The sequence below is a fragment of the Mycobacterium sp. genome (assembly GCF_025965855.1).
Classification (GTDB): domain Bacteria; phylum Actinomycetota; class Actinomycetes; order Mycobacteriales; family Mycobacteriaceae; genus Mycobacterium.
Genome location: NZ_JAOPWB010000263.1, coordinates 1 through 6,185 on the forward strand (window position 1 = coordinate 1; position 6,185 = coordinate 6,185).

The 6,185-nt window shown below is 67.4% G+C and carries 5 protein-coding genes; 2 read left to right on the forward strand and 3 right to left on the reverse strand.

The annotated features are described in order from the left end of the window. Together JWP83_RS22405 and JWP83_RS22410 are read right to left on the reverse strand one after the other, a co-directional pair. The coding region (locus JWP83_RS22405) for a fatty-acid--AMP ligase (RefSeq protein WP_297734984.1) at positions 1-3,539 on the reverse strand (3,539 nt) is incomplete at its 3' end. Positions 3,540-3,752: 213 nt separating this feature from the next. Continuing rightward, entirely contained in the window at positions 3,753-4,328 is a 576-nt protein-coding gene (locus JWP83_RS22410; RefSeq protein WP_297734986.1) for a TetR/AcrR family transcriptional regulator, read from the reverse strand. Positions 4,329-4,437: 109 nt separating this feature from the next. Here JWP83_RS22410 and JWP83_RS22415 point away from each other — a divergent pair, with 109 nt between their 5' ends. After that, complete coding sequence (locus tag JWP83_RS22415) at positions 4,438-4,866, forward strand: nitroreductase/quinone reductase family protein (RefSeq protein WP_297734990.1); 429 nt, start codon at positions 4,438-4,440, stop codon at positions 4,864-4,866. 69 nt (positions 4,867-4,935) lie between these two features. Here JWP83_RS22415 and JWP83_RS22420 read toward each other — a convergent pair whose 3' ends face one another. After that, the gene (locus JWP83_RS22420) at positions 4,936-5,184 is read right to left on the reverse strand and encodes a hypothetical protein (protein WP_297734992.1); all 249 of its coding nucleotides are present in this window, start codon (positions 5,182-5,184) and stop codon (positions 4,936-4,938) included. Between the two features lie 131 nt (positions 5,185-5,315). Between JWP83_RS22420 and JWP83_RS22425 the strand changes: the two genes are divergently transcribed. Further along, the gene (locus JWP83_RS22425) at positions 5,316-6,086 is read left to right on the forward strand and encodes an enoyl-CoA hydratase (protein ID WP_297734995.1); all 771 of its coding nucleotides are present in this window, start codon (positions 5,316-5,318) and stop codon (positions 6,084-6,086) included. Positions 6,087-6,185 lie beyond the last annotated feature (99 nt).

Consider the following 6,185-nt stretch of genomic DNA (forward strand, 5'->3'; position numbering starts at 1 on the left):
CGGATCAGGTGTTGGTGCAACCGGTCGGCCTGCGCGCGCAACGCCGCGGGCGTGCGCGCCGAAACCGGCCACATCCGCAGCCCGAACTCGGCACCGTCGGTTTGCCCGGCCGGGGGCGGGGTGGGCAGGGTGTCGACCGATTCGGCCGGCGCGGCTTGTCGCAGGATCACGTGCGCGTTGGTGCCGCTGATCCCAAACGAGGACACCGCCGCGGTGCGGGGATGGTCGTTGACCGGCCAGGGCACCGGCTCGGTGAGCAGGCGAACGGTGCCGGCCGACCAGTCGATGTGCGGGCTGGGGCGATCGACGTTCAGGGTCGGGGGCAACTTGTCTTGGTTGAGGGCCGCGATCATCTTGATCATTCCGGCGACCCCGGCGGCGGCCTGGGTGTGGCCGATGTTGGATTTGATCGATCCCAGCCACAGTGGGTGCTCCGCCTCGCGCGCGGCGCCGTAGGTGGCGATCAGGGCGCCGGCCTCGATCGGGTCGCCCAGGGTGGTGCCGGTGCCGTGGGCCTCGACGACATCTACCTGATCGAGCCCGATGCCGGCGTTGGCCGCGGCTTGGGTGATGACGCGTTGCTGAGCGGGCCCGTTGGGGGCGGTCAAACCATTGGAGGCGCCGTCTTGGTTGATCGCCGATCCCGCGATGACCGCCAGCACCGGGTGGTTGTTGCGGTGGGCGTCGCTGAGCCGTTCCAGGACCAGCACGGCGGCCCCTTCGCCCCAGCCGGTGCCATCGGCGTTGGCGGAGAACGCTTTACAACGCCCATCGGCTGCCAGCCCGCGTTGCCGCGCGAACTCGGTGAACACCGATGGTGTGGTCATCACCGTGACGCCACCGGCAAGGGCAAGAGCCGACTCGCCGTTACGCAGCGACTGACACGCCAAATGCGTGGCCACCAGCGATGACGAGCAGGCCGTGTCGACGGTGATAGCGGGGCCCTGCAAACCCAACGCGTAAGCGACTCGCCCGGAGGCCACACTGGTGGACAGCCCGGTCAGGGCGTAGCCCTCCACACCGTCAGAACCGCCCGCGCCGTAGGCCTGTGACCACGCCCCGACGAACACCCCGGTCTCGGAGCGCACCAAAGTGGCCGGATCGATTCGGGCGGTTTCCAACGCTTCCCAGCACACCTCCAGCAGCAACCGCTGCTGGGGATCCATGGTTTGTGCCTCGCGCGCCGAGATCCCGAAGAACTCCGCGTCGAACTCGGCCGCCTCCGCCAGAAACCCTCCGGCGCGGGTGTAGGTCTTGCCCACCGCATCGGGGTCGGGATCGAACAAATCCGCCAGGTTCCAGCCACGGTCGGCCGGAAACGCCCCCACCGCGTCGGTGCCGCCGGCCACCAGATCCCACAGCGCCGCCGCCGAATCCACCCCACCGGGGAACCGACACGCCATCCCCACCACCGCAACGGGCTCGTCCAGCCCCACCCGCGCTCCCACCGCCGGGGCCGACGCGACCGACCCGCTCAGTAGCCGGCCCAGCTGGGCGGCCAATTCGTCCGGGGTGGGGTAGTCGAAGGCCAGGGTGGGTGGCAATGCCAGCTCGGTTTCGGTTTTGAGGCGGTCGAGCAACTCGGTGGCTTTCACCGAGTCGAAGCCCAGGTCCTGAAACGCGGACTCGGGGTCGATGTCGTCAGGGCTGGGACGCCCCAACACCGCCGCCGCCTGCGAGCACACCACGCCCACCAGCAGGTCGTGTTGCTGCTGGCGGAGCGTGCGCAGGCGTTGGGCCCACCCCGAGTCGGCGCCGGCGCCCGCACCGGTGTCATCGACCGCGCGCTGCTCCGGACGGGGGATCAGCGCGTCCAAGCGGGTGAACTCGTTGCGCAGATACCGCTGTAGACAATCCCGGCGTCTGACCTTGCCGCTGGTGGTGAGGGGAATCGAATGAGGCGGCACCAGAACGAGATCCGCCACACTCAGACCGTGTGACTTCGATATCGCCGAGGTGAGCTCACGCCGGACGGCGGCCAGCCTGTCCATCGCCTCTTTCGAGTCGTCGGGCGCCTTGAGTTCGACGACGGTGACCAGCTTTTCGACGCCGTCATCATCCGGAACCGCTATCGCCACGCAGCGGCCCCGGGTGATCTCCTGGATCGTCGCCTCGATGTCGTCGGGGGCGTGGTTGCGCCCATAGACGATCAGGAGATCCTTGATACGGCCGACGATGAACATCTCGTCGTCGGAGAAGAAGCCCAGATCTCCCGTTCTCAGCCAGGGCCCGTCCGGTGCGCCGGCCGAGGGATCGACAAGCGTTGCGCCGAAGGTGCGTTCGGTCTCTTCAGGTTTCTGCCAATAGCCGTCGGCGACGTTGTCGCCATGCACCCAGATCTCACCGACCGTTCCCGCCGGGCACTCGGCACTGGTGTCGGGGTCGACGATGCGCACCGTCGGTGACTGCGGCATGCCGTAACTGACCAGCGGTATACCGTCGCCGCCTGCGCACCGCTTCGCGTGGCCGGCGGTCAGTTTCTCGGATTCGAAAAATACGGTTTCTGGTGGTTGACCCGATTCGCGGGTCGCCACGTACAGCGTGGCTTCCGCGAGCCCATACGAGGCCCGTAACGCCTCTGGGCGCAGATTGAAGCGGGCGAATCGCTCCGCGAAGCGCCGCAGCGTCGGGGGGTTCACGCGTTCGGCGCCGTTGAGGATGTTGCGCACGCCCCCGAGGTCAAGCCCGGCCAGGTCGTCATCCGATGTTTTTCGTGCCGCCAATTCGAATGCAATGTTCGGCCCCGCCGAGAATGCGTGACTGTTGGCTGCCAGCAGTTGCATCCACCGCGCCGGTCGCTGCAGGAACGACGGCGGGCTGGTGAGCACCGTGCGAAATCCCCCCAGGACCGGGAAGGCGATCCCGAAAATCAAACCCATGTCGTGAAACAACGGCAGCCACGACACCACGGTGGTGTCCGGCGGAGCAACCCCCCCGTCTTGGTCGTAGTAGGCGGCGATGATCTGCTCAACATTGACCTGAATGTTCCTGTGCGAGACCATGACTCCCGCCGGCGTACGGGTCGACCCGGAGGTGTACTGCAAATGCGCGGTGATGGGCAGGCTTTCGGCGGGGGGTGCTTGTTGAGCGTCAAGGTCCAGCAGATCAACCTCGATGAGTGATGGCGCGCACTCACCGGGCTCCGATTTGGCGTACTCGGCGATGTTCGCCGCGACGGAGGATGTCGTGAGAATGGCGGACGGCGACGCGTCACGCAGGACGGCGCTGACACGCTCATCGCTGGAGCCATCCACTGGCATCGATAGCGGAACCGCGATCTGGCCGGCCTGCAATGCGCCCAGAAACGCAACAACGTACTCGAGTCCTTGCGGCGCCAATATCACGGCGCGGTCACCAGCTGACCCGCGAGCTTTGAGCTCCTGTGCGACGTTCAGCGTGCGCCGGTACAGCTGAGACCAGGTCAGGCTCTCCTCCACGCCCGCCCGGTCCTGCTCGTAATCGACATACGTGAACGCCGTCTCATCGGGCCGCGAATTGGCATGCTCCCGCAGGACAGCGGGAATGGAAGACTCAACCACAGCGACTGACGATACCCATGAACGGACGGGGCGTCGGCGAAACCGGGGCAGCCCAGACAAACCGGTGCCGGTCACCGCGATGCCGCCGAGCACGCGCGTTTTCAGAGCGCCGGGTGCGGCAGAGTGGGCGCTGCCGACCGCACCGTCACGGCTCCAAACACGTTCGATTACAAGGGGAAGTATCGAAGGTCGGCGCCCTGCCCGGGGACGCTTTCAGCCCGGATGACCCGCGGGCAGGTGCAGCTTGATGACTTCGATCAGGTGACGCCCGACATCGTCGAGCGCGGCGGTTGACTGCGTCGCGAGCGCCAGGATGACGGCGCCTTCGATCGCGGCGACGGTCAAGGCCGCCAGCGAGCGTGCGCTGTCACGATCGGCGCCGGACCTGACCAGCCGGTCGGCGAGTATCGTCTGCCACTCACCAAAGGCCTCGCCAGCCGCCTGCGCGGCCGCCGGCGCTTCAGAACGACCGAGGATCGCTGCCACGATCGGGCAGCCGGCTTGCATTTGCGTCGCGTTCAGCTGCGCCTTCCATTCCTCGATGAAAGTCTGGATCGCCTGCGCGGGATCGCCCCCGTCGTCGGCCGACCGGATCACGGTGGTCAACGACTCCCCCGCAAGGCGGGTGGCTTCGGCGACGAGTTCCGCTTTGCCGCCGGGAAAATTCAGGTAGACGGTTCTGCGGGCCACTCCGCTGTCCTCGAGGAGCGCGTTGAGCCCGGTGCCGGCGACGCCGCGCCGTCGCACCAACCCCGTGACACTGGCGATGAGAGCATCGCGCGCCGACATTCTTCGCCGCCTTCCTGCTTCGCCGGGCTGTTCCCGGGCACTCGTCAGGGTTGAACTATACCAATCGGTCTACTAACCTTTCAGAAACGCTTCGACGACGGAGAAGGCCATGACGAGCACCGACAAGCAAAAGACGCTGCGAAAGTTCCGAAGGGAACGTGCGGTCGGACGCTATCTGCTCAACCCGGCGGTGAAGGGGTTGAGCGCACTGGGGATGCGCACCGCCATGGCCGCCGAACTCGAGACGATCGGACGCACGACGGGCCAACTACGCCGCGTCCCCGTGTCGGCCCAATTCGACGACGGCGGCGCCTGGGTGATCTGCCAGCATGGCACCCGCTCCGGTTGGGGCAGAAACATCGCCGACAACCCGAATGTCCGTCTGCGCCAGGGCAATCAATGGCGCTCCGGAGTGGCGGCATTCAGGCCAGACGACGATGTCGTCGCACGCGCGCGCAAGTTCGGACGGCTGGGAGCCAGGATGGTGAAGGCGCTGGAAACGACTCCCGTGTCGGTCAGGATCGACTTCACCGGCTAAGTCCGATGGTGGCGACCCGCGGCGCCCGGCTACCCCGCGCTTGCGATCGCCACTACAGGCTGCTGGTGACTACGACCCCGGTGCGTACTGCCAGACCGTGTCATGGCTCGCAGCCATTGTCGGGTTGCACCACATCAGCCGCCCGGCCGCGTCGCGGGTGGTGGCGTTGCGCACCGAGCACGGGTGGTCCGCAGCCGGCGCGTTGAGGTAAGCGACAACCATGCCGAGCGCGATGAGGACGGCGGCGGCGGAAGAGACCATCGCCAACCGGAGGAATCCGATTTTCCTGTTCGCCTTCTTCTCCGCCGTGGTGCGCATCGGGTGCTCCTCGTGTCAGATGCCGAATCGGTGCTTTCGTGAGCTGAGCATCGGCGGCAGGGCTTGAGGGATCCTCAATGGATTCTTGGCGGCCGTTTGCGCTGGTGAGCCCGCCACGTACCGTTACCTGGGTGTCCCAACCCGACCCCGTCCTGTACCGCGCCGACGTTCGCGTCGCGCTCATCACCGTCAACGACCCCGATCGGCGCAACGCCTTCACCGACGAGATGTCGGCGCGACTGCGGGAGGCCGTGGAGCGGGCCGAAGCCGATCCCGACGTTCACGCGGTCGTGGTCACGGGCGCGGGCAAGGCGTTTTGCGCCGGCGCCGACCTCAGCGCCCTGGGGGCCGCCGGTGGCGGAGCGGCCGAGTCGGGGCTGCAGCGCATTTACGACGGCTTCATGGCCGTCGGCAACTGCCGGTTGCCCACGATCGCCGCGGTCAACGGCGCGGCCGTCGGCGCGGGCCTGAACCTGGCGATGGCCGCCGACGTGCGCATCGCCGGGCCCGGCGCGTTGTTCGACGCCCGCTTCCAGAAGCTCGGGCTCCATCCCGGCGGGGGTGCGACCTGGATGCTGCAACGCGCGGTAGGTCCGCAGGTCGCGCGCGCGGCTTTGTTGTTCGGGATGCGCTTCGACGCCGAATCCGCCGTGCGGCACGGGTTGGCGCTCAGCGTCGCCGACGACCCCGTCGCGGCGGCGCTGGAGCTGGCCGCGGGTCCCGCGGCGGCTCCCCGCGAGGTGGTGCTGGCCACCAAGGCGACGATGCGCGCCACGATCAACCCGGGGTCGCTGGACACCGAGCAGCACGACCTCGCCATGCGCACCGAGCTCGGGCCGCAGGTGCACTCGATCCAATCACCCGAATTCGCAGCGCGATTGGCCGCGGCGCGAGGCAAGTAGCACGCGGCAAGCGAATCTAAATCACTTGCACCACTTTGGTTTCAGGTGTCTCAAGGCGACCGTTTTTGTCAGTGTCGCTGGTTAGTTTCGTCTTATGGC

Coding starts and splice junctions, on each gene's coding strand:
- JWP83_RS22410 (WP_297734986.1), bottom strand. CDS start 4,328: ATGTCGGCGCGCGATGCTCTCATCGCCAGTGTCACGGGGTTGGTGCGA.
- JWP83_RS22420 (WP_297734992.1), bottom strand. CDS start 5,184: ATGCGCACCACGGCGGAGAAGAAGGCGAACAGGAAAATCGGATTCCTC.
- JWP83_RS22415 (WP_297734990.1), top strand. CDS start 4,438: ATGACGAGCACCGACAAGCAAAAGACGCTGCGAAAGTTCCGAAGGGAA.